The following is a 24,306-nucleotide window of genomic DNA, read 5'->3' as shown; positions in this document are numbered from 1 at the left end:
TAGAGCAACGCAGGGAGCAGTTGCCGACGACTGCAGGGAAGCAGGAGATAGAGCAACGCAGGGAGCAGTTGCCGACGACTGCAGGGAAGCAGGAGATAGAGCAACGCAGGGAGCAGTTGCCGAGAGCCAAACAAACGCCTGCCGCCGCTGAAAAACAGCAGGCGCCTGCGACTGCTGACGAAATTGACAGTCAGGCGGTCATAGCGGCAGCCTTGATTAAAAATATTCAACGGGAAAACAGCCATCTTCTGGAAGAGGCTGAATCTTTAATAAGCTTGCTCGATGAGTTTGAGCTAATGGTCCGTCGTTTCGAAATAGACTGATTTGGCAAGGCCAAAAAGCAGCAGCTGGCCAGGATTGTTCAGCCAGCTATATGGGTAATATTGCGAGTGGCCAGGTCGAGCATCGCGCAGGCGGCCAAAAACGATTAATAAAGAAGAACGCATGACTTTAAAAAAACGTGGATTAGGTCGGGGTCTGGATGCCTTGTTAGGCGATGTTTCCGCTAAAGAGGGAAAGCAACAGATTCAGACGCTGCCAATAGAATATATGCAGCGCGGCAAGTATCAGCCGAGAAAAGATATCAATCCTGAAAAGCTGCAGGAGTTGGCCGACTCTATCAAGGCGCAAGGGATAATACAGCCAGTTGTTGTGCGAAAAATTGCCCAGGAAAAATACGAAATCATTGCCGGCGAGCGCCGCTGGCGCGCGGCGCAATTGGCAGGCTTGCAGCAAGTGCCGGTGGTTATCAAGGAAATAGATGACCGCGCGGCCATGGCGATTGCGCTGATTGAAAATATTCAGAGAGAGGACCTGAATCCTCTGGAAGAAGCGGATGCGTTAAAAAGGCTACTGGATGAATTTGCCATGACGCATCAGCAAATCGCCGATGCCGTCGGCAAATCGCGGACTACCATCACCAATCTGTTGAGATTGATGGAACTGCAGCCTGAGGTAAAGAAATTGTTAGCCAACGGGCAACTGGAAATGGGTCATGCAAGAGCGCTGCTGTCGTTGGATGGCGTCAAGCAGGTCGCTGCAGCCCATAAGATTGCCAATGAAGGTTTGACGGTAAGAGCGGCGGAGCGCCTGGTTAAAGATGCTCATGCTGAGCCGAAAATACAAAAGGTCAAGATTATCGATAAAGATACACTGCGCCTACAGGAAGACTTGACGGCAAAATTGGGCGCCAAGGTATTTATCAATCATAAGGAAAACGGTACCGGCAAGCTGGTCATTGCTTACTCCAGCCTTGAAGAACTGGATGGAATTCTCGAGCAGATCAGATAACTCGGCAGGCAAAAAGACGAAAAACAATAACCATAATTTTGTAAAGGTTTTTCGAACTTCCTTGATTTAATGAAGACCCATAGCTATAATCGTGCGGCTATTGTGTTTGGAGCTTGAGCATGACAGCGAAAAATGAAAAGACTGTCGGTAAGATCTTAAGTTATCAGATACTTATAATAATAATAACAACAGCCGGATTTGCAGTTTTTGGGGGATGGCAAAAAGCCTTATCGCCTGCCTTGGGCGGAGCAGCAGCTTTTATTCCTAACCTTTATTTTGCTTTGCGTATTCAAAGAGCCGCAGGGCAGGAGCCTAAAAAGATCGTACGGTCTTTTTATGCTGGAGAATCGGGAAAGTTATTGTTAACAGCTGCGCTGTTCATCATGATTTTTCAAATCCCCGATATAGAAATATTACCGCTGTTAGCTGGCTATGTGTCAGCATTATCAGCTTTTTGGTTTGCGCTCATCATGCGCTGAACAATCATTTTTTAATTAGAGAGGAACGATGGCTACCGAAGCTCATGCCGCCGAAGGTGCAACCGGATATATTATTCACCATTTGACTTCGCTAAAAGTGGGCGAGGGATTTTGGACATTACATCTTGATACCTTATTTTTCTCTGCAGTGTTAGGCGGTTTGTTCATCTGGTTTTTCAAGATGGCCGCCGAGAGAGCGACAGCCGGTGTGCCGGGGCTGGTGCAAAATTTTGCAGAAATGCTGGTTGAATTTGTAGACACCCAGGTTAAAGACAGCTTCCACGGTCACAGCAAACTGATTGCGCCGCTGGCATTGACGATATTCTGCTGGGTATTCCTGTGGAACTTCATGGACTTGTTCCCGGTTGATATTCTGCCGTTGATCGGTTCGTTGATGGGCATCGAATACCTGCGCGTCGTTCCCAGTACGGATCTGAATGCGACATTCGCCATGTCGATCTCAGTTTTCTGCTTAATTATCTTCTACAGTATCAAAATAAAAGGCCCTTGGGGCTTTGCCAAGGAATTGATGTTTCAACCTTTCGGGCCATGGATGCTGCCGTTTAACCTGCTGTTGAAAGTCGTCGAAGAAATAGCAAAACCTATCTCTCTGGCACTTCGTTTGTTCGGTAACCTGTATGCCGGCGAATTGATCTTTATTTTGATTGCCTTGCTGCCTTGGTATATTCAACCCTTATTGAGTTTCCCATGGGCGGTGTTCCATATTCTGATTATCACGCTTCAGGCATTCATATTCATGGTATTGACGATCGTTTACCTGAGTATGGCGCACGAAGACCACTAATTTTTTCAACTTTATATCAATACTACGTTTGGAGGTATCATGGAAATTGCATCTTTAATTGCTGATGTACAAGGTATGACTGCTGTTGCAGTTGGTCTGGTTCTAGGTCTGGGTGCTTTGGGAACCGCTATCGGTTTCGGTCTGCTGGGTGGAAAATTCCTGGAAGGCGCAGCTCGTCAACCAGAAATGGTTCCTATGCTGCAAGTTAAAATGTTCATCGTTGCGGGTCTGTTGGACGCGGTAACCATGATTGGTGTTGGTTTGGCGCTGTTCTTCACATTCGCTAACCCATTCCTGTCTGCTGTACAAGCCGCCGCAGCTGGTTAATTGAAGCTGTCTAAATTTAATCGCAACAAGAGGAACGCATCGTGAGTATCAATGCTACTCTGATTGGGCAAATGATTACATTTGCACTTCTGGTATGGTTTACCATGAAGTACGTATGGCCACCTTTATTTGACTCTTTAGAAGAACGCAAGAAGAAAATCGCTGACGGTTTGGCTGCGGCTGAAAAAGGTCAGGAAGAAATGCAACTGGCTGAGAAAAAAGCCAAGAACGTTTTAAAAGAAGCTAAAGAACAATCTTCCGAGATTGTTAATCTGGCTCAGAAACGTGCTAATGAAATTGTCGAAGAATCAAAAGAAATCGCTAAAAAAGAAGGCGAACGTATGATTTTGGCAGCTCAGGCGCAAATTGAGCAAGAAATGCAACAGGCTAAAGAAGGTTTGCGTCAAGAAGTGGCGGCTTTGGCGGTGAGCGTAGCAGAACAGATTCTGAATGCGGAAATCGATAAAGCCAAACACCAAGACATCATCAGCAAAGTCTCTAATCAACTAGGTTAAGCATAATGAGCGAACTGGCAACATTGGCAAGGCCTTACGCAGCGGCAGTATTTAAGAGAGCCAAAGAAACCAATACGACGGCTAAATGGTCGCAAAGTTTGGCATTTATGTCGGCTGTCCTGAGTGATAAAGAAATTTCTGTTGTAGTGGATAACCCCAAAGTAACTAAAGAAAGGTTATCAGCACTGATGCTTGATATCTGCCAGGGACAAGTTGATGGAGAGAGTGCGAATTTTCTGAAATTGCTTGTTCAAAACAATCGATTGACTTTACTGCCTTACATTGCGGAAATTTTTGAAGCATATAAAGCGGACGATGAAGGTTATATCGATGTTGAAGTAGTGACTGCTTATCCGTTCTCCAAAGAAGAAAAGCAGAAGTTCGCTTCAAAACTGGAAAAGACACTGAGCAAAAAAGTTCATATGAACGCAACCGTGGATAAATCCTTGATCGGCGGCGTTCTGGTGCGGGCAGGCGACAGAGTAATTGACGGATCCATCAAAGGCCAGCTTCAACAATTAGCAAAAAGGCTCTAAATCTAGAGTGAGAAACAGAACATGCAATTAAACCCATCTGAAATAAGTGATCTGATTAAAAAGAAGATCGAAAACTTCGACCTGAGCGCCGAAGCCCATACAGAAGGTACTGTAGTCAGCGTGACTGACGGTATTGTAAGAATACATGGTCTTTCTGAAGCTATGCAGGGCGAGATGTTGGAGTTCCCTGGCAATACCTACGGGATGGCGCTTAACCTTGAAAGAGATTCAGTCGGTGCGGTGGTATTAGGTTCATACCAGCACATCTCTGAAGGCGATACCGTAAAATGCACCGGTAGAATTCTGGAAGTACCGGTTGGTGAAGCGCTTCTGGGCCGCGTTGTTGATGCGCTTGGCAATCCTATCGATGGCAAAGGCGCCATTGAAACCACAGAAAGCTCGCCAATTGAAAAAATCGCTCCCGGCGTTATTGCACGTCAATCAGTCGATCAACCTGTCCAAATAGGCTTGAAATCCATCGATGCGATGATTCCTGTCGGCCGCGGCCAGCGTGAGTTAATCATCGGCGACAGACAAACCGGTAAAACCGCCATCGCGGTTGATGCGATCATCAACCAAAAAGGCACCGGCATCAAATGTATCTATGTCGCTATCGGCCAAAAACGTTCATCCATTGCCAACGTTGTGCGCAAACTGGAAGAGCATGGCGCGATGGAACACACTATTATCGTTGCCGCATCTGCTTCTGAATCAGCCGCGTTACAATTCATTGCGCCTTACACCGGTTGCTCAATGGGGGAATACTTCAGAGACCGCGGTGAAGATGCGCTGATCATTTATGACGACTTGACCAAACAAGCCTGGGCTTATCGTCAGGTGTCTTTGTTGCTGCGTCGTCCACCGGGACGTGAAGCGTATCCTGGCGACGTGTTCTACTTGCACTCTCGTTTGCTGGAAAGAGCGGCACGTATCAACGCCGATGAAGTTGAAAAACTGACTGGCGGCAAAGTGAAAGGTAAAACCGGTTCATTGACAGCCTTGCCTATCATCGAAACCCAAGGCGGCGACGTATCGGCTTTCGTACCGACCAACGTAATTTCCATTACCGACGGTCAGATTTTCCTTGAAACCGACTTGTTCAACTCCGGTATCCGTCCTGCGGTTAACGCCGGTTTATCGGTATCGCGTGTAGGCGGTGCGGCACAGACCAAGATCATCAAGAAATTGGGCGGCGGTATCCGTCTTGACTTGGCTCAATACCGTGAGCTGGCGGCTTTCGCTCAGTTTGCATCGGATCTGGATGAAAGCACCCGTAAGCAGATCGAACGCGGCCAACGCGTGACTGAATTGATGAAGCAAAATCAGTATTCACCAATGTCGGTCGCACAAATGGCGGTTTCACTGTTTGCTGCCAACGAAGGTTTCCTGGATAACGTAGAAGTTAACAAAGTCCTTGATTTTGAAGCTGCTTTACAGTCGTACATGAAGTCAGAACATGCAGAATTAATGAGTACCATTAATGCAACTGGCGATTTTAACGATGAAATCAGGCAGGGTATGCTGACTGCTATTCAAACTTTCATCAAAACTCATAGTTGGTAAAAGGGTCTTCAAATGGCTGTTGGTAAAGAAATACGCACAAAGATTGCGAGTATCAAGAATACTCAAAAGATCACTCGGGCAATGGAGATGGTTGCGGCGAGTAAAATGCGTAAAACAAAAGACAGAATGCAGGCAACACGTCCATATTCCCAAAAAATCGGCCGGATCATCAAGCATCTGGCCCATGCCAATCCGGAATATAAACACTCTTTTCTCATTAAGCGTGAGGTTAAGCGGGTTGGGATCATTGTAATAAGCTCTGACAGGGGCTTGTGCGGCGGTCTGAATTCAAACTTGTTCAGAAAAACGCTGACACAGTTATCGCAATGGGACAAAGCAAACATTGATGTAGACGTTTGTACGATTGGCACAAAGGCTGCCGGCTTTTTTGGCAATCTGAAAACGAACATGGTCGGACAGGTTTCCAAACTGGGTGACACTCCGCACCTGCAGGATATCGTCGGCATCATTAAAATCATGTTGGATGCTTATGAGCAGGGCACTATCGATGAATTGTATGTCGTATACAATGAATTCGTGAATACCATGACCCAAAGACCAACTGTTGAAAAGTTGCTGCCTGTAGTAGCGGAAGAGATCGAAGAAAGCCTGAGCGGTCATTGGGATTATATTTATGAGCCCGATGCCAAGGAAGTTCTGGATCACTTGCTGACCCGTTATATCGAGTCGATCGTCTACCAAGGCCTGGTTGAAAACAATGCCTGTGAGCAGGCTGCCAGAATGGTCGCCATGAAGAGCGCTTCGGATAATGCCGGCAATCTTATCGGCGAGCTGCAGCTGGTTTACAACAAAGCCAGACAGGCCGCTATCACGCAGGAAATTTCAGAAATTGTTGCCGGTGCCGCAGCTGTTTAAGCCTTTAAGCCCAAGCAAAAACGACACAAATTATAAGAGGACAACTCAATGAGTTCGGGTAAAATCGTTCAGATTATTGGTGCGGTTGTTGACGTGGAATTCCCGCGTGAAGCACTGCCCAAAGTATATGATGCATTAAATGTAGAAGGAAAAGACCTGGTATTGGAAGTGCAACAGCAATTGGGTGACGGTGTAGTCAGATCGATTGCGATGGGTAGCACCGATGGCTTAAGCAGAGGCTTGACCGTTAGCAACACCAATGCACCCATTTCAGTGCCGGTCGGACAGGAAACCTTAGGCCGTATTATGAACGTCCTGGGTCAGCCTATCGATGAAAAAGGCCCTATCGGTGAAAAACAGAAATGGGGCATCCATCGTAGTGCGCCGTCTTATGATCAACAAGCGGCGGCCAATGAATTGCTGGAAACCGGCATCAAGGTTATCGATCTGGTCTGCCCATTCAGTAAAGGCGGTAAAGTCGGATTATTCGGTGGTGCCGGCGTAGGCAAGACCGTTAACATGATGGAACTGATCCGTAACATCGCGATCGAGCACAGCGGTTATTCCGTATTCGCCGGCGTGGGTGAGCGTACTCGTGAAGGTAATGACTTCTATCACGAAATGACCGATTCAAACGTTATCGACAAAGTATCGCTGGTTTACGGTCAGATGAACGAGCCGCCCGGAAACAGATTGCGTGTGGCGCTGACCGGTTTGACCATGGCGGAATATTTCCGTGACGAAGGCCGCGACGTGCTGTTCTTCGTTGACAACATTTACCGTTATACCCTGGCAGGTACCGAGGTATCGGCATTGTTAGGCCGTATGCCTTCTGCGGTAGGTTATCAGCCGACATTGGCGGAAGAGATGGGTGTGTTGCAGGAACGTATTACCTCAACGAAAACCGGCTCTATTACCTCTATCCAGGCCGTTTACGTACCTGCGGACGACTTGACCGACCCGTCGCCTGCAACCACGTTCGCGCACTTGGATGCGACTGTCGTATTGTCTCGTCAGATTGCCGAGCTGGGTATTTATCCTGCGATCGATCCTCTCGATTCAACCAGCCGCCAGCTCGATCCGCTGGTTATCGGCCAGGAGCACTATGACGTGGCTCGTAAGGTCCAAGGTACTCTGCAACGCTATAAAGAGCTGAGAGACATTATCGCGATCCTGGGTATGGACGAGTTGTCGGAAGAAGACAAGCTGACGGTGGCCAGAGCGCGTAAAATCCAGCGCTTCCTGTCTCAGCCTTTCTTCGTTGCTGAAGTATTTACCGGCTCACCGGGCAAATATGTTTCACTGAAAGATACTATCGCGGGCTTCAAAGGCATTATTGACGGCGAATACGACAATATCCCTGAACAAGCTTTCTACATGGTCGGCACCATTGACGAAGCGCTTGAAAAAGCGAAAGGCATGAAGTAAGCCTCCATACTTTATAGATGTATCTCCCGGTTCAATTGCCGGGAGAGATTGAAACAGGTAACCCGACAATGACCATGACCGTACATGTAGACATCGTAAGTGCAGAAAAGGAGATATTTTCCGGATTAGCGGAAATGGTATTTGCTCCGGCTGAACTTGGCGAAGTGGGTATTACCCCACGTCATGCTCCATTAATATCAAGACTGAAGCCCGGCGAAGTGCGGGTTAAAGTGAGCGATAAAGAAAGTTATCCGTTCTATGTATCAGGCGGCATTCTGGAAGTGCAGCCTCATGTGGTTACCATTCTGGCTGATACGGCAATTAGAGCGAAAGATATTGATGAAGCGGCCGCCCTGGAAGCCAAACATAGAGCTGAAGAAGCTCTGGCTGACAAATCCAGCAAGATTGATTATGCAACAGCCCAGGCGCAATTGCTTGAAGCGATGATGCAGCTGAGAACACTGGACAGGCTGAGAAAGCGCGGCGGATAAAAATAACTGGCTTAGGCCTAGAAAAACCCGTTAACGTGTTCACGTTATCGGGTTTTTTTTTATTTTAAGAAATTTTTACGATTATAATTTCGTAAGCCATAGTCTCAGGCGCAATTGCTCGAGGCTGGAATCAAATTAAGAGCATTGGATAGGCTTAAAAACGCGCGACACATAAAAGAAAACAGGGCTTGGACGATCTGAAAGCTTAAGTAGCTTAAGCCGCGTTATCCGGTTTTTTATCTAAAGGAATATAAACATGAAAATTAAGACTATCATTCTGGCAGCCGGCAAAGGGACGCGTATGCGTTCAGAGCTGCCCAAAATACTGCATAAAATTGCCGATAAGCCTTTGCTGAAGCATGTCTACGACATGAGCAGGCAGCTGGAAAACAACAGCATCAAAATTGTCTATGGCCATGGCGCCGAACTGGTAAGAGAAACGCTCAGCGATCTGGATGCCGTCTGGATAGAACAAAAGGAACAGCTGGGCACGGGCCATGCCGTGCAGCAAGTCAGTCATCTGATATCGGACGCGGACAAGGTGCTGATTCTCTATGGCGATGTGCCTTTGCTGAAACTGTCATCAGTCAAAAAGCTGATTTCCAGCGTCAATGAGCAAGCGCTCGCCTTGCTGACCGTCAATCTCGAAAACCCGACCGGTTACGGCCGGATAGTCAGAAATGCAGCGGGTCAAGTCATCAGGATTGTCGAAGAAAAAGACGCCGACGCTCAAGAGAAACTGATCAATGAAGTCAACACCGGCATCATGGCGATACCCGGCAATAAACTGAAAAAATGGCTGAACCAGTTGAATAACAGCAATGCGCAAGGCGAATACTATTTAACGGATATCATTGAAATGGCCGTCGCCGATGGCGTTGCTATCGTAACGAGTCAGCCCGAAACAGTCGATGAAGTGTTGGGCGTAAACAACCGCATACAGCTCAGCCACCTGGAGCGCGTCTATCAGCAGGAGCAGGCCAATAAACTCATGGAACGGGGCGTTACATTAAGAGACCCGGCCCGGTTCGATCTGCGCGGCTCGATAGAAACGCTGGGCCAGGATATCGAAATCGATGTCAATGTGATTCTGGAAGGCAAAAACAGCATCGGCAGCCATGTCAAAATAGGTGCTAATACGCATATAAAAAACTCCACCATTGGCGATAATGTTGAGATTCTCGATTTATGCGTCATAGAAAACGCCGTCATAGGGAACGGCAGCAGAATCGGCCCTTATGCCAGATTGAGACCGGAAAGTGTCCTGGCCGAAGATGTGCATATCGGTAATTTCGTGGAAATCAAAAAATCATCGGTCGCGGCCGGCAGCAAGATCAATCACTTAAGCTATATCGGCGATACGACCGTAGGCAGCAAGGTAAATATCGGCGCCGGAACCATTACCTGCAATTATGACGGCGTGAACAAGTTTCGAACAACCATTGGAGACGGCGCTTTTATCGGCTCCAATACCCAGCTGGTCGCCCCGGTAACGGTCGGCAAAAACGCTACCATAGGCGCCGGCTCCACGATCACTAGAGATGCCCCTGAGAATCAATTGACCTTGGGCAGGGCAAGACAAACGACTATAGAGGGATGGCAACGGCCCGTTAAACGCGACTGATGGTTGCAGGAGTTTGTACAATGTCAGGAATAATTGTCGAGGAAAAATAATATGTGTGGAATTGTAGGTGGTGTAGCGCAGCGGAGTGTAGTCCCTATCTTATTAGAGGGATTGAAGCGGTTGGAATACCGCGGATACGACTCGGCAGGGCTGGCGGTCATAAGCGGACGGGAAATATACCGGAAACGGGAACTGGGGAAGGTAAAAGGCCTGGAAGCCTTGCTGCAGGCCGATCCTATCGCCGGCAACATCGGCATAGCCCATACCCGATGGGCAACTCACGGCAAACCGAGCACGGCCAATGCCCACCCGCATGTCAGCGGCAACAAAGTGGCCGTGGTTCATAACGGCATTATCGAAAACCACGAGCGATTACGCAGTCTTCAACTGGAAAAAGGCTACAAGTTCACGTCGGAAACCGATACCGAAGTCGTCGTTCATGAAATTTACGACGCTCTGGAGACCTCGACTGGCCTATTAAATGCCGTCCAGAAGACCGTGAAAAAATTCGAAGGCGCCTATGCCTTGGGCATCATGAGTATCGATTATCCCGATACGCTGATTGCCTGCCGAAAAGGCAGCCCTCTGGTGATCGGCGTCGGCATTGGCGAATATTTCATCGCATCGGATGTCGCCGCCCTGCTGCCGGTCACGCAACGGTTTATTTTTCTGGAAGACGGCGATATAGCCGAGATAACGATAGACAAGGTCGTTATCTACGATGCCAATGACAACATCGTCAATCGCCCTATCAAAACCAGCCAGCTGAAAATCGACTCTGTCGATAAAGGCGAATATCGCCATTACATGCTGAAGGAAGTTTATGAGCAGCCCTGGGCCATCTCGGAAACACTGGAAGGCCGATTCATCAACAACCGGCTGGAAGAGAGTTCAATCGGACATAATGCCGGGGATATTTTCGATAAGGTGAAATCCGTGCAAATCCTGGCTTGCGGAACCAGTTACCACGCCGGACTGGTGGCGCGCTACTGGTTTGAGAAACTGGCCCGCGTGCCATGCAATATCGAAGTCGCCAGCGAATTCCGCTACAGGCATCCGGTATTGTCGGAGGACACCCTGATTGTCACGATTTCGCAATCCGGTGAAACGGCCGATACGCTGGCCGCGCTGCAGGAGGCGAAAAAACTGGGCGCGAAGTATTCATTAGCCGTTTGCAACGTGCCGGAAAGCTCGCTGATCAGAGAATCCGACCTGGTGTTAATGACACGGGCCGGTGCTGAGATCGGCGTGGCCTCGACCAAAGCCTTCACCACCCAGCTGGTGGCGCTGATGCTGCTGGTTATCGCTGTCGGCAGGCGATTTGCACTGACGGAGAAACTTGAGCAGAAGATAACGTCCGAATTATTCAGCCTGCCTGAAAAAATTGAACAGGTCTTGCAGTTGAATGAGCAAATCAAGGCATTATCGGAACAATTCGCGGAGAAACAGCATGCACTGTTCCTCGGCAGAGGCACGCATTACCCGATCGCGATGGAAGGCTCACTAAAACTCAAGGAAATTTCCTATATTCACGCCGAAGCTTATCCGGCAGGCGAATTGAAGCATGGACCCTTGGCGCTGATAGACGCTGACATGCCGGTCATTACCGTAGCGCCGAACAACAGCCTGTTGGAAAAACTGAAATCCAATATGCAGGAAGTCAGTGCGCGCGGCGGCCAGCTGATCGTTTTCATGGATGAGACGCTGGCGTCCGAAAGCAGCGAGAATGTCCAGATCATCAAAGTGCCGCAAGTCGAGAATGAAACGGCGCCTATTGTTTATGCCGTACCGCTGCAGCTGCTGGCCTATCATGTCGCCGTGCTGAAAGGCACCGATGTCGATCAGCCTAGGAATCTGGCAAAATCGGTGACAGTGGAATAGGGTTTTGGGCGGCTTAAATCGCCTGTTTTGGACGAACAATAAAGTTTGAAACCAAACAATAAAGATTGAACTGTTACATTAAAGCTTGAAATTAACACATTAAAGTTGAAAACTTTTTAAGTCCGGTTATGCATGATTAAATGCTGGCCGGATTTTTTTATGGCAAAAATTTAAATACTGTTTTACTGAGACACAAACTGCGAGGATTGTCTGTAAATTAACCTCAATTCGGTTTAAGCCTCATGAAGAAAGAGTAGCCGATCGACCCGCGCGTAGGTGCGAATTCACTTGCGCCCCTTGCGGGTATTCGCACTGGCACTGTGCTGCGCTCCGGGTCGAATGAATTCGACCCTACAGCCGCCCCATATCAGTGATAACAACCACCTCCCTTCTCTTTTTTATCCCAAATTCAGGTTAAATCAGGTTAAAAAATTCCATTTCATCTTGAATTATTTATCAATAACAAAAACTCTGTTAGGGTATCCCTATTTGAGCATTCCACCATAAAACGCCAATTCACCTTTTGGCGTATCTATAAAGTGAGACGAATGGAGAAACAGGCATGATCCGCTGCCACCTTGCCCGCTTAATGGGCGAACACAAAATGCGCATTGCCGATGTGATCAGGGAAACCGGTCTCAGACGCAACACAGTCACCTTGCTTTACAAAGAAACCGCGCAAAAAGTGGATTTAGACGCACTGGATAAGCTTTGCGTATTGTTTGATTGTGAACTGAATGAATTGTTAGAGCGCGTACCGGCTCAAGGGGATGCGACAACCAAATTAAAGGAAACCGCCCAACATGGCCATTAAAAAAACCGAACTTTATTCCTCTCTCTGGGCAAGCTGCGACGAACTGCGCGGCGGTATGGATGCCAGCCAGTACAAAGACTATGTGCTGACCATGTTGTTTATGAAATATGTGTCCGACAAGTACAAGGGTGACCCATACGGAATGATCGTGGTGCCGCAAGGCGCCAGCTTTGACGATATGGTGGCCCTAAAGGGCGATAAAGAAATCGGCGAAAAGATCAACAAGATCATTAGCGCCCTCGCTGAAGAGAACGATCTCAAAGGCGTCATTGATGTGGCCGATTTTAACGACGAGGACAAGCTCGGTAAAGGCAAGGAAATGATCGACCGCCTGTCCAAGCTGATCGGTATTTTTGAAGGGCTGGACTTATCCGCCAACCGTGCGGATGGCGACGACCTGCTGGGCGATGCCTACGAATATCTGATGCGCCACTTCGCCACCGAATCGGGCAAGTCCAAAGGCCAGTTTTATACCCCGGCGGAAGTCTCGCGCATTCTCGCCAAAGTCATCGGCATTAACAAAGATACGCCGCAGGATGCCACCGTCTACGATCCTACCTGCGGTTCCGGCTCTCTGTTATTAAAAGCCAGCGACGAAGCGCCTCGTGGCCTGACCATTTTCGGCCAGGAAATGGACAATGCCACCAGCGCATTGGCGCGCATGAACATGATTCTGCACAACAACGCCACCGCCAAAATCTGGAAGGGTAACACTATTGCCGATCCGCAGTGGAAAGACACCAATGGTAAACTGAAAACCTTTGATTTCGCCGTCGCCAACCCGCCGTTTTCCAATAAAAACTGGACCAGTGGCATCAACCCGCAGGAAGACGAGTTTGGCCGTTTCGTTTGGGGCATTCCGCCGGAGAAAAACGGCGACTACACCTTTTTGCTGCACATTATCAAAAGCCTGAAAAGTACCGGCAAGGGCGCAGTGATTTTGCCGCATGGCGTGCTGTTTCGCGGCAATGCCGAAGCGCGCATCCGCGAAAACCTGATCAAGCAAGGCTACATCAAAGGCATTATCGGCCTGCCAGCCAACCTGTTCTATGGCACCGGCATTCCGGCTTGCATCATCGTCATCGATAAAGAACATGCCGTGCATCGCAACGGTATTTTTATGATCGATGCGAGCAAAGGCTTCATGAAAGACGGCAATAAAAACCGTCTGCGCGCGCAGGATATTCACAAAATCGTCGATGTCTTCACCAAACAGCTGATCTTGCCGCGCTACAGCCGTAGGGTGGCCTTGAGCGAGATCGCCGCCAACGACTACAACCTGAACATCCCGCGCTATATCGACATCAGCGAGCCGGAAGACTTGCACGATTTAAGCGCCCACCTGCAAGGCGGCATTCCCAACCGCGATATCGATGCACTGGCGAGTTATTGGCGGGTGTTCCCCAGCCTGCGCAACACCCTGTTTGCCGGACATCGCCCCGGTTACAGCAAGGCGTTGATCGCGGCTTCCCAGGTGAAAGCCACGATTCTGAATCATCCCGAATTCACCGCCTTTGCCCAGCAAAGCCTCCAGCCGTTTACAGACTGGTGTGAACGTGCGGCATTGCATGACATTCAAGTAGGCCAGCAGCCTAAGGTGATCATCCACCGCATCAGCGAAGACTTGTTGCAAGCCTACGCCGATATCCCTTTGCTGAGCAAATATGACATCTACCAAATCCTGATGGATTATTGGGCCGAGGTCATGCAAGACGATGTCTATGTGCTGGTGCAAGACGGCTGGCAGGCCGGTAAAATCCTGCGCGAACTGGTTGTCAACAAAGGCGAAAAGTTCAAGGAAACGCCCGATCTGGTGATTAACAAAAGCAAATACAAGGCCGAACTGATCCCGCCGTCGCTGACGGTGGCTCGCTATTTCAAAGCCGAACAAGCCATCATCGATCAAATTCAAGCCGATCTCGATGCCGCGACTCAGGAACTGGAAAGCTATATCGAGGAAAACAGCGGCGATGATGGGCTGTTGAGCGAGGCGCTGAACGACAAAGACAAGGTGACTGCCGCCAGCGTCAAGGCGCGTTTAAAACTAGCGACCGACGCCGACGAAATAGCCACGCTAAAACAAGCGCAAACCCTGTTCGCCGAGGCCGAAGCCAAAAAATCTCTGAAGGAACATCAGGAGGCATTGGATTTGGCGGTCTTTAAACAGTATGCCTGCTTGAACGAAGACGAGGTTAAAACGCTGATCGTGGAAGACAAATGGCTTGCTACTTTACAAGCCAATATTGAAGCGGAAATCGAGCGAGTCATCCAGCAACTGGCCAACCGTGTCAGAGAACTGGAGGTACGTTATGCCGAGCCGTTGCCCGCCATCACTCAATCGGTAAATGTGCTGAGCGATAAAGTCGCCGGTCACTTGAAGGTGATGGGCTTGGAGTGGGCGCTATGACTGCAAGCAATCAATTAGCCGAAGCGAGTGCTAGCTATTTGGCAGGAGTTGCAGCACCAGCGGAGCCCGCTGGCTATAAGAACACGGAAGTGGGGATTATTCCGAGCGATTGGGATGTGTTACCGATGTCTAAATTAACAAACCTGATGACAAATGGGTTTGTCGGAATAGCCAAAACACATTACACAGATAGCCATGAAGGTATTACTTATATTCAGGGTTATAACGTTGAAGAAAACGGCTTTAATTTCAATGGAATCAAGAAAGTCACGCCTGAGTTTCACAAGAAAAATATAAAGTCCTGTTTAAGGTCAGGTGATATTTTGATGGTACAAACCGGTGATGTAGGTCTTGTAACAATTGTCCCGCCAGAGTTGGAGGGGTCTAATTGCCATGCTTTAATCATTAATCGGTTCAAGCCTAATTACGATCCAAAATATTTTGCCTATCTGCTCAATTCTTCTCTAGTGAGGCTAAGGCTAAAAGAGTTAGAAACGGGTACAACAATGAAGCACATCAATGTTGGCGATTTACTTCATTTTGAAGTTCCTTTTCCCAAAGGCAAGGAAGAACAAACCGCCATCGCTAATGCCCTGTCCGATGCTGATGCGCTGGTTAGCGAGCTGGAAAAACTGATTGCCAAAAAACAGGCCATCAAAACCGCCACCATGCAGCAACTCCTCACCGGCCGCACCCGCTTGCCACAATTCGCCCTGCACGAAGATAGTGCGCCCAAGGGTTATAAGCAAAGTGAGTTGGGGGAGATTCCGGAGGATTGGGACTGTATACATTTCAGTAATTTGTTTGGGGCAATTCTCACGAGAAAAACATTAAAATTATCTGATACTGTCTCTTTCGTAGGAATGCAAGATGTAACAGAAAATGCGCAGCTATCTAATACAACATTAATCAAATTCAGTGATATTAAGAGTGGTTTTACTTACTTTGAAAAGGGTGATGTTCTAGTCGCAAAAATAACACCATGTTTTGAAAATGGTAAAGGCTGTCATACTGACTCATTGCCAACCCAAGTAGGATATGGAAGCACAGAGTTTCATGTTCTTAGGGCTAAAGAAAACTCTGATGCACGATTTATTTATTTCTGGACTACTCGTAACAGTTTTAGAATTGCACTTGAATCTGAGATGGTTGGAAGCGCCGGTCATAGACGAGTTCCTTTTAGTGCAATTCAAAAATATCTAATACCAAGTCCAAAAAACAAAGAAGAACAAACCGCCATCGCAGCCATCCTGTCCAACATGGACGCTGAAATCCAAGCTCTACAAAAACGCCTCGTCAAAACCCGCCAAATCAAGCAAGGCATGATGCAGGAATTGCTGACGGGGAAGACGCGATTAGTTAAACCAGCCCAAAAGGAGGTCCGCGAATGTCTGAGTTAAACGGAAGAATTATCTATACCAAAGCGCGCTTTTTTAAGTGCGCCTTGCAGGTTAATCCGGCGGGCTACATTAAATATCGTGGCGGGCAGCAGGAGTTGTCTGAAGATGACTATAACCAGCAACTGCTGACAGCCGCGCTCGAGGCAGGTATTGAAGTGGTGGGCTTGGCCGATCATGGTTCGGTGGATGGCGTGGACAAGCTGAGAAACCTCTTTTCTCAAAATGGCATTGTGGTGTTCCCCGGTTTTGAGATCGCGTCCAGTGAGAAAATCCACTTTGTTTGTCTGTTTGATGAAGGCAAGACATCGACGGAGCTTGATCGGATACTTGGTCGTTTGGATTTGCTCGACCCGCAGAATGGTGTGCCGCCAACCAATCTTACGGCGATTCAGTTGATTGATAAAATCAACGAGATTGGCGGTTTTATTTTCGCTGCTCATAGCACTAATGATGACGGCGTGCTGAAACGCCGAATGAATCACGTATGGCAACATAAATGGTTATTGGCGGCACAGATACCCGGTTCTATCGAAGATTTAAAAGAAGCTCCCGAGATTTTGTATTACCGAGCTTTTAAAAATAAGGATGAAGCTTACCGCCGTGAACGCGAAATGGCGGCTATCAATGCCGCGGATGTCGCTAAGCCGGAAGACATTAAAAGCCCTGGCGCTTCTTGCTTGATCAAGATGACCAGGCCCTGCTTTGCCTCGTTTAAACAAGCTTTTCTGGATGCAGGATCGCGGGTTCGATTGAATTCTGACAAGCCCGAGAACTATGCCTCCGCTATTCAGCGTGTGCGCTTTGTCGGCGGTTATCTGGATGGCGTGGATATTGAACTGTCGGAACATCTGAACGCCGTGATCGGCGGCCGAGGCACCGGTAAATCGACGTTCCTGGAATGTATCCGTTTCGCACTTGACCTTGAGCCTTTTGGGAAAGAGGCGAAGTCTAAATATGACGCAATTTTAAAAAACAACTTGGGCAAGGAAAGTGGAAGCGTTGAGTTGACAATACGCTCTGCCGCCATGCATGGGCGAAAATTCAAAGTCAGCCGCAAGTGGGGAAATCAGCCGTTTGTTGTTGATGAGCAAGGCAATGTCTCGCCTTACCAACCGATTGATCTGTTGCCGGGGATCGAGCTCTATGGGCAAAACGAAATCTACGAGATGACCCGCGACCCGCAAAGTCGAAACCAGCTGGTTGAACGCTTTTTAGAGGGTGATCACGCCAACTTCGATACAACGATTGAAAAGGTATTGAGTAGGCTAAAAGACAATCGGGAAGCGATTCGTCGTGCATTACAACAGAAATCGGAAGTTGAAGCCGATGTTGAACGTTTACCCAAGCTACAAGATCAGGCGCGGCAGTTTCAGACCCTGGGGCTCGACGAAAAGCTAAGGATTATTCCCAAGCTGGAGAAAGAAAAGCAGCTCGGCGAACGCATCCTAGAAGAAATAGACCGTGTTGATGTGGCAATTGCTGTTTTAGGCGACAGCTTACCCGATACCACTTTTCTAAGTGATGCCGCTTTGGATGAGTTACCTCATGCTGATCTGCTTAGACAACAACGGGTTTTGCTGGAACAGCTAATCAACAAACTGACACAGGCAATTTCAGAGTTAGTGCAAATGAAGACTCTGGCGACCACCGGGCTGTTGCCGCTTCAGCAACAGTTACAACGTGAGATTGCCGATGAAGAACAGATGCTTGAAAGTGCCTTTAAAGAAATACCGGCCAGTCAGGGTAAAACAGGCCGCCAGATTGGGGCCGAGTATCAATCGCTACTCAAACAGATTGAGCAAATCAGACCCAAACAAATTACATTGCAAAACAGGCAAGCCCAGATCGATGAGCTCTATAGCCAACGTAAGAAGCTTTTACTGGAATTAGCACAGGAAACCAGTGCGCGATCCAGTGCTATGCAGAATTCAGTCAAGCGCTTAAACCGCAAGCTGGAACAAAAAGTACGTTTAACGTTGCGAAGTGAGGGTAATCGGCAGACATTCGTCAATTTCCTTGCGGGATGCAACTTGGATGGTGTGGGAGCCAAAAGATTGGCCTGGGTCATAGAGGGCGATTTTTCCCCGGCTAACTTGGCAGCGACTATTCGCGAAGGCGAGCAGGCACTCAAACAAGCCGATTGGGGAATCACGCCTGCGGTTGCTCAGGCATTGTGCCGCATGACTGAAAGCCAGTTATTGCAACTGGAAGAGCTTATCCTGCCCGATACTATGGCAATCGAGCTTAATGTGGCTCATGGCGAACAAGAAGCGCATTTCCGGCCAATTGATGATTTATCTACGGGTCAGCAATGTACGGCTGTTTTACATCTCTTGCTGCTCGATAATCAAGATCCGCTTATTCTTGATCAGCCGGAAGATAACTTGGATAACGCTTTTATTGCCGAGCGCATTGTGTCTGAACTACGCAGAGCCAAGCTAACGCGGCAATTTCTGTTCGCCACGCATAATGCCAATATTCCTGTGTTCGGTGACGCAGAATGGATTGGCGTGTTGAGCGTGGACGATAATAAAGGACGTATTTTGCCCGAACAGCAAGGCGCTATCGATGTCCCTGCGATTCAACAGTTAGCGGCGGAGATACTGGAAGGCGGTAAAAGTGCGTTCAATCAACGCCGCGAGAAATACGGCTTTGAATAGGCGCCGTCATCTTAGGAGAGCGATATGCTGAAAACAGAATTATTGGAAATTATTGCTAATGGAGAAAACTCAGGTGTTGAGTTTAAGCGGGATGATATTCGCCCTGAACAATTGGCCAAGGAAGTGGTTGCGATGGCTAATTTCCAAGGGGGCAAGCTGTTATTGGGAGTTGAAGATGACGGCACTGTGAGCGGCATTCAGCGTCCGAACCTTGAAGAGTGGGTGATGAATGTCATGCAGGACAAAATTCATCCGCTGATTCTGCCCTTTTATGAAGAAATAAAGCTGGATGAAGAAAAATCTATTGCGGTGATCAGCTTCCCCCAAGGCATTTCAAAGCCCTACGTGGTGCGCGACCGAGGTAAAGAGGAAATCTATATTCGTGTCGGTTCGACTTCACGACTTGCAACCCGAGAACAGCAAATGCGTTTGTTCGAGCTGGGCGGTATGTTGCATACGGAAGTTATGCCAGTGCCGCGTACCGATATGAGTTGCTTGGATGAGGTGCGGTTAAACAATTACTTGAAAGATATTCTGCGAGACCCAGACATTCCAAACTCGCCCGAAGCGTGGCAGGCTCGGTTATTGGGACTGAGTTTTCTTACCGAAGCAGCTGGAAATATTTGTTGTACCATCGCTGGGTTGGTGTTGTTTGGAAAGAGTCCACGCCGGTATTTGAAACAAGCCGGGTTGCGTGTCATGGCATTTAAAGGCCAAGACAAAGAATATCAGGCGGCACTGGATGAAATTTTAGACGGGCCGATGGTCGGACGTTGGGATATAGATGACTCAGGCAAAACACTGGTTGATGGAGGCATCATCGAACGCTTTATGGACGCAATTGGCCCTTTTATTTCTCAAGAAGCTGGCGAGATAGATGAAGGGTTAAGACGGGAAACCCAATGGTTCTATCCATTAGAAGCCGTGAGAGAGGTCTTAATCAATGCCCTTGCACACCGGGACTGGACACGCTTTGTTGAAATTGAAGTCGGCTCGTATGCTGATCGCTTTGAAGTGATAAGCCCTGGCGCCCTGCCGAATTCGATGACGATTGATAAAATGAAAGCGGGACAGCGCTCGCCGCGCAATACGCTCATTATGGAAGTGTTGAGAGATTATGGTTACGTCGATTTTCGAGGTATGGGCGTAAGAACTAAAATTGTTCCACTGACTCGGGCTCTGACAGGTAAGGAGCCGGAATTTGTGGTAACAGATGATTATCTGAAAACCACTTTGTACCGTTAGCTGAACTGGAGTTTGCTTTGAGTCAGGTAGGCCAGCGCGAACGCGCTACACAAAATCGTATTGTTCAGTTCTTTCAACGTGAGCTGGGTTATCGCTATCTGGGCGATTGGCAAGATCGTCCAGGTAATAAAAATATCGAAGTTGAGTTGTTAACCCAGTGGCTAAAAGACCGTAGAGTGAGTGATGCGTTGATTGCACGCGCTATTCGCCAATTGGATGCGGCGGCCGCGCTGGGCGAAGGGAGGAAACTCTATTACGCGAATAAAGAGGTTTACCGCCTGTTGCGCTATGGAGTGAAGGATAAGGAGGGCGCGGGCGAGCAGAATCAAACCGTATGGTTGGTTGATTGGAACAATCCGGAAGCCAACGATTTTGCCATTGCCAAAGAGGTTTCCATCAAGGGCGAAAGTAAAAAGCGCCCGGATATTGTTTTGTATGTCAACGGTATTGCGTTAGGTGTACTGGAACTGAAGCGCTCTTCGGTGTCGGTGTCGGAGGGCATTCGTCAAAACCTGGATAATCAAAAGAAGGATTTCATCCGTAATTTCTTCACTACGATGCAATTGATCATGGCCGGTAATGACACCCAAGGCTTGCGTTACGGTGTCATTGAAACCCCTGAAAAGTATTATCTGGAATGGAAGGAAGATGTTGTTCATCCCTACAGCCATATTTTGGATTTCCATTTAAGCCGCATCTGCAACAAGCATCGATTCTTGCAGATCATTCACGACTTTATCGTGTTTGATGCTGGCGTGAAAAAAACCTGTCGCCATAACCAGTTTTTTGGTATTGAAGCTGCCAAGAAACATGTGGCGCGCCATGAAGGCGGCATTATCTGGCACACCCAGGGTTCGGGTAAAAGCTTGACCATGGTCTGGTTGGCAAAGTGGATTCGGGAGAACGTTAAAGATAGCCGGGTCCTGATTGTTACCGACCGTACCGAGTTGGATGAGCAGATCGAAAAAGTCTTTACCGGCGTCGAAGAAGAGATATACCGTACCAAAAGCGGCGCCGACCTGGTCGCTACTCTGAACCAGCCCAATCCTTGGCTAGTGTGTTCCTTGGTACATAAATTTGGCCGACAATCCGATAGCGACGACGATGCCGCGACCGATGCCTTTATTGACGAGCTAAGGAAGTCGTTACCCAAGGATTTTAAAGCCAAAGGCAATTTATTTGTGTTTGTCGATGAATGCCATCGCACTCAATCAGGCAAGCTGCATGAAGCGATGAAGTCGATTCTGCCCGAGGCGATGTTTATCGGTTTTACTGGTACGCCACTGATGAAAAAGGATAAGAAAAAATCAGTGGAGGTATTTGGCCCGTATATTCATACCTACAAATTCGATGAGGCCGTGGCCGATGGCGTAGTGCTGGACTTACGTTATGAGGCAAGGGATATCGACCAGCATATCACTTCACAGAAAAAGGTTGATGAGTGGTTTGAGGCCAAGACGCGGGGGCTATCGCGTCTTGCCAAAACCCAGCTTAAGCAGAAATGGGGCACCATGCAGAAAGTACTCTCCAGCAAGTCGCGCTTGCAGCAGATCGTCAACGACATCTTGTTAGACATGGAGACCAAGCCTCGCCTGATGGATGGTTATGGCAATGCCATGTTGGTGTGCTCCAGCGTTTACCAAGCTTGTAAAGCTTATGAGATGTTCAGCCAGACGGATTTGGCGGGCAAGGTCGCCATTGTGACCAGTTTCCAGCCAACCGCGACTAGCATCAAAGGCGAGGAAACCGGTGAGGGACTGACTGAGAAATTATTCAAGTACGACATTTACCGCAAGATGTTGGCTGATTACTTTGAGCAGTCGGAAGATGACGCGGCCAGTCGTGTTGAAGAGTTTGAAAAAGAGGTTAAAAAGCGCTTTATCAAAGAACCAGGACAGATGCGCCTGCTGATAGTGGTGGATAAGTTGCTGACCGGTTTCGATGCACCTTCGGCAACCTATCTATATATTGATAAACAAATGGCCGATCACAATTTATTTCAGGCCATTTGCCGAGTGAACCGCCTGGACGGCGATGATAAAGAGTATGGCTACATCATCGACTACAAGGATTTGTTCCGTTCGTTGGACAAAGCCATTACCGACTATACCCAAGAGGCATTTGATGGGTATGACAAAGAAGATGTTGCTGGACTGCTGAAAGACCGGCTGGAACAAGCCCGCCTTGATTTGGAGAATGCGTTGGAAATGGTGCGTGCGCTGTGTGAGCCGGTTAAAGCGCCGCGCAATACCGAAGACTATATCCATTACTTCTGTGGTGAATCCGGGTCTAATCAGGATGAGCTCAGCGAAAAAGAAGCGTTACGCCTATCACTGTATCAGAACGTTGCCAAGCTGCTGCGAGCCTTTGCCAATATCGCTAATGAAATGCCGGATGCGGGATTTTCTGTAAAGGATATCGAGAAGATTCGATTGGAAGTTGCTCATTATGAAAAAGTGCGCGACGAGGTAAAACTGGCCAGCGGGGATTTGGTGGATATGAAGCGCTTTGAGCCCGCCATGCGCCACCTGTTGGATATGTATATCCGTGCCGACGACAGTGAACAACTGATGGACTTTGAGGAGCTTGGCCTTATTGAGCTCATTGTCGAAAAAGGCTTTGAGGCGACGGAATCTCTGCCCGAGAGTATCCGTAAGAATCAGGACGCGATGGCGGAAACCATCGAAAATAACGTACGCAAGACCATAGTGGATGAAAACCCGGTCAACCCCAAGTATTACGAGCAGATGTCGGTGTTGTTAGATGAGTTAATCGAGTTACGTCGGCAAAAAGCCATTGAATACCAAGAATATCTTGAGCGGATTCGTGAACTTTCCAAGAGAGTGATTCGGCCAGAACAGACGACTTCCAATTATCCACCGTCTATGGATACAGGTGCGAAACGGGCATTTTACGACAACTTTGGTAGTGACGAAGTGTTGGCAGTGAAAATCGATAGCGCTATTCGCTATACTAAAAAAGCCGACTGGGTGGGGGATCGCTTTAAAGAGCGGGAGATCGCTAATGCTGTGCGCGAGGAAACCAAAGGTTACGAGGTAGATATTCAGAGCGTGATGGAACTCGCTAAAGCCCAGAAGGAATACCATTGATGCCAACGCTTCAGATTGGCGCAATCACGATACAGATTAACCGAAAAGCGATTAAGAACTTGCATATCAGCGTATTGCCGCCAGATGGCAAGGTGCGTGTGTCTGCACCTGAGTCTATGACGGATACGGCAATACGCATGGCTGTTGTCAGCCGCATTCCTTGGATTAAAAAGCAGCAAAACGATTTTGCCAATCAACCCAGACAGTCCGACCGTGAGATGGTGAGTGGTGAATGTCATTACCTTTGGGGGAAACGCCATCGTTTAAATGTTGTTGAGCGAGTTGGGTGCCATGAGGTAAAAGTCGCACGCGGCAAAATTAATCTCTATGTGAATCCGGGTACATCGGTCGAAAACAGAGCGTTAGCTTTAACCGAGTTTTACCGCGCTGCTCTGAAAGTCTGTGTAGAAAAGCTTATCAATGGCTGGCAAAGCACAATCGGCATCACTATAACAGCTTGGAGTGTTAAGAAGATGAAAACAAAATGGGGTAGCTGCAACACCCAGGCGAAACGGATTTGGTTTAATCTGGAATTAGCCAAAAAGCCCCCTGAGTGTTTGGAGTATATTCTGGTGCATGAGTTGGTTCATTTGCTTGAACGAAACCATAACGAGCGTTTTCGGGCTCACATGGATAGGTTTATGCCGAGTTGGAGAGAACGGCGAGAATTACTAAACAGGATGCCGCTAGCGCATAATACTTGGGCGTATTGAATAAAAAGTTTCAAACTCTATTGTAACCTGAGTTCGGTTTAAGCATTTTGTAAAAGAGGTAGTAAATCAGCCTCACGTAATTGAAGAGCCGGCTTTTTCTCCTGATAGGAATAGGCCACCAGACAAGCGATGATATTGGACA

Annotated in this window: 19 protein-coding genes and 1 pseudogene; all 20 read left to right on the top strand. The window is 48.1% G+C overall.

Going from position 1 to position 24,306, the window contains the following annotated elements; translation table 11 throughout:
- A pseudogene (locus V2P20_RS00580) lies at nt 1–323 on the top strand (hypothetical protein); the annotation flags it as partial.
- A 121-nt stretch (nt 324–444) separates the two neighbouring features.
- The gene (locus tag V2P20_RS00575; protein WP_331814912.1) at nt 445–1,290 is read left to right on the top strand and encodes a ParB/RepB/Spo0J family partition protein; all 846 of its coding nucleotides are present in this window, start codon (nt 445–447) and stop codon (nt 1,288–1,290) included.
- A gap of 119 nt (nt 1,291–1,409) precedes the next feature.
- Nucleotides 1,410–1,769, top strand: coding sequence for an ATP synthase subunit I (locus tag V2P20_RS00570; RefSeq protein ID WP_194971752.1), 360 nt, complete (start codon nt 1,410–1,412; stop codon nt 1,767–1,769).
- Between the two features lie 28 nt (nt 1,770–1,797).
- On the top strand, nt 1,798–2,574 hold the full coding sequence (gene atpB / locus V2P20_RS00565) for a F0F1 ATP synthase subunit A (RefSeq protein ID WP_194971753.1): 777 nt from the start codon (nt 1,798–1,800) through the stop codon (nt 2,572–2,574).
- 57 nt (nt 2,575–2,631) lie between these two features.
- Nucleotides 2,632–2,901: a F0F1 ATP synthase subunit C gene (gene atpE, locus V2P20_RS00560; protein WP_196806629.1), complete on the top strand. Its 270-nt coding sequence runs from the start codon at nt 2,632–2,634 to the stop codon at nt 2,899–2,901.
- A 41-nt stretch (nt 2,902–2,942) separates the two neighbouring features.
- Entirely contained in the window at nt 2,943–3,416 is a 474-nt protein-coding gene (locus V2P20_RS00555; protein ID WP_194971754.1) for a F0F1 ATP synthase subunit B, read from the top strand.
- A gap of 5 nt (nt 3,417–3,421) precedes the next feature.
- Complete coding sequence (locus V2P20_RS00550) at nt 3,422–3,952, top strand: F0F1 ATP synthase subunit delta (RefSeq protein ID WP_331814905.1); 531 nt, start codon at nt 3,422–3,424, stop codon at nt 3,950–3,952.
- A 21-nt stretch (nt 3,953–3,973) separates the two neighbouring features.
- Nucleotides 3,974–5,515: a F0F1 ATP synthase subunit alpha gene (gene atpA / locus V2P20_RS00545; protein ID WP_331814903.1), complete on the top strand. Its 1,542-nt coding sequence runs from the start codon at nt 3,974–3,976 to the stop codon at nt 5,513–5,515.
- Nucleotides 5,516–5,527: 12 nt separating this feature from the next.
- Complete coding sequence (gene atpG / locus V2P20_RS00540) at nt 5,528–6,391, top strand: F0F1 ATP synthase subunit gamma (RefSeq protein WP_331814901.1); 864 nt, start codon at nt 5,528–5,530, stop codon at nt 6,389–6,391.
- A 48-nt stretch (nt 6,392–6,439) separates the two neighbouring features.
- On the top strand, nt 6,440–7,819 hold the full coding sequence (gene atpD, locus V2P20_RS00535) for a F0F1 ATP synthase subunit beta (protein WP_331814899.1): 1,380 nt from the start codon (nt 6,440–6,442) through the stop codon (nt 7,817–7,819).
- Nucleotides 7,820–7,887: 68 nt separating this feature from the next.
- Nucleotides 7,888–8,310, top strand: a complete 423-nt coding sequence (locus V2P20_RS00530) for a F0F1 ATP synthase subunit epsilon (RefSeq protein WP_194971759.1) — start codon at nt 7,888–7,890, stop codon at nt 8,308–8,310.
- A 256-nt stretch (nt 8,311–8,566) separates the two neighbouring features.
- On the top strand, nt 8,567–9,934 hold the full coding sequence (glmU, locus tag V2P20_RS00525) for a bifunctional UDP-N-acetylglucosamine diphosphorylase/glucosamine-1-phosphate N-acetyltransferase GlmU (RefSeq protein ID WP_331814897.1): 1,368 nt from the start codon (nt 8,567–8,569) through the stop codon (nt 9,932–9,934).
- Nucleotides 9,935–9,985: 51 nt separating this feature from the next.
- Nucleotides 9,986–11,815 carry a glutamine--fructose-6-phosphate transaminase (isomerizing) gene (gene glmS, locus V2P20_RS00520; RefSeq protein ID WP_331814895.1) on the top strand — a complete coding sequence of 610 codons (1,830 nt, stop codon included), beginning with the start codon at nt 9,986–9,988 and terminating at the stop codon, nt 11,813–11,815.
- Between the two features lie 562 nt (nt 11,816–12,377).
- Nucleotides 12,378–12,629: a helix-turn-helix transcriptional regulator gene (locus V2P20_RS00515; protein ID WP_331814893.1), complete on the top strand. Its 252-nt coding sequence runs from the start codon at nt 12,378–12,380 to the stop codon at nt 12,627–12,629.
- The gene (locus tag V2P20_RS00510; RefSeq protein ID WP_331814891.1) at nt 12,619–15,036 is read left to right on the top strand and encodes a type I restriction-modification system subunit M; all 2,418 of its coding nucleotides are present in this window, start codon (nt 12,619–12,621) and stop codon (nt 15,034–15,036) included. Before V2P20_RS00515 ends, V2P20_RS00510 begins: the two co-directional genes overlap by 11 nt.
- Nucleotides 15,033–16,436: a restriction endonuclease subunit S gene (locus tag V2P20_RS00505; RefSeq protein ID WP_331814889.1), complete on the top strand. Its 1,404-nt coding sequence runs from the start codon at nt 15,033–15,035 to the stop codon at nt 16,434–16,436. Before V2P20_RS00510 ends, V2P20_RS00505 begins: the two co-directional genes overlap by 4 nt.
- Nucleotides 16,424–19,096 carry a TrlF family AAA-like ATPase gene (locus tag V2P20_RS00500; protein ID WP_331814887.1) on the top strand — a complete coding sequence of 891 codons (2,673 nt, stop codon included), beginning with the start codon at nt 16,424–16,426 and terminating at the stop codon, nt 19,094–19,096. The genes V2P20_RS00505 and V2P20_RS00500 overlap by 13 nt, the downstream gene beginning before the upstream one ends.
- A gap of 24 nt (nt 19,097–19,120) precedes the next feature.
- Nucleotides 19,121–20,341: an RNA-binding domain-containing protein gene (locus tag V2P20_RS00495; RefSeq protein ID WP_331814885.1), complete on the top strand. Its 1,221-nt coding sequence runs from the start codon at nt 19,121–19,123 to the stop codon at nt 20,339–20,341.
- Nucleotides 20,342–20,358: 17 nt separating this feature from the next.
- Nucleotides 20,359–23,451: an HsdR family type I site-specific deoxyribonuclease gene (locus V2P20_RS00490; protein ID WP_331814883.1), complete on the top strand. Its 3,093-nt coding sequence runs from the start codon at nt 20,359–20,361 to the stop codon at nt 23,449–23,451.
- On the top strand, nt 23,451–24,164 hold the full coding sequence (locus V2P20_RS00485; RefSeq protein WP_331814880.1) for a SprT family zinc-dependent metalloprotease: 714 nt from the start codon (nt 23,451–23,453) through the stop codon (nt 24,162–24,164). The genes V2P20_RS00490 and V2P20_RS00485 overlap by 1 nt, the downstream gene beginning before the upstream one ends.
- The last annotated feature ends 142 nt before the right edge of the window (nt 24,165–24,306 follow it).

It is taken from the genome of Methylobacter sp. Wu1, from assembly GCF_036553575.1.
GTDB lineage: Bacteria > Pseudomonadota > Gammaproteobacteria > Methylococcales > Methylomonadaceae > Methylobacter.
This window is presented reverse-complemented; position numbering and strand designations above follow the sequence as displayed.